Source organism: Micromonospora sp. DT4, from assembly GCF_049841675.1.
Lineage (GTDB): Bacteria > Actinomycetota > Actinomycetes > Mycobacteriales > Micromonosporaceae > Micromonospora.
In genome coordinates this window covers 1-329 of the sequence record NZ_JBNCKT010000443.1, presented here as the reverse complement: position 1 = coordinate 329, position 329 = coordinate 1, and the positions used below count along the sequence as shown (strand labels likewise).

1 pseudogene is annotated in these 329 nt (G+C 70.2%); it reads left to right on the top strand.

The annotated features are described in order from the left end of the window. Positions 1-329, top strand: a pseudogene (locus ACLQ24_RS30480) (hypothetical protein); the annotation flags it as partial.

The window sequence follows — 329 nt, the reverse complement described above, 5'->3', positions numbered from 1 at the left end:
CTCGCCGCCACCGCCTGCAGTGTGATCGTCCGCTTCGCGGTCGCGCTGGTGCTCACCGCGGTCGCGCCGATCGCGCTCGCGTGCCACGCGCTGCCGCAGACCGACGGCGTGGCCCGCATGTGGTGGCGGTCGTACGTCGCCATGCTGGCGATCCCGGTGGTGCAGGCGTTCGTGTTGTTCGCCGGCCAGTGGATGCTGCTGGACACCAGCACCATGCTGCCGCTGCTGGGCCTGCCGGTCGAACCGGGTGGTGTGCTCAACCTGTTCGTCGTGATGGTCCTGCTGTGGACCACGCTCAAGGTGCCGGGGCTGATGCGCCGCTACGCCAC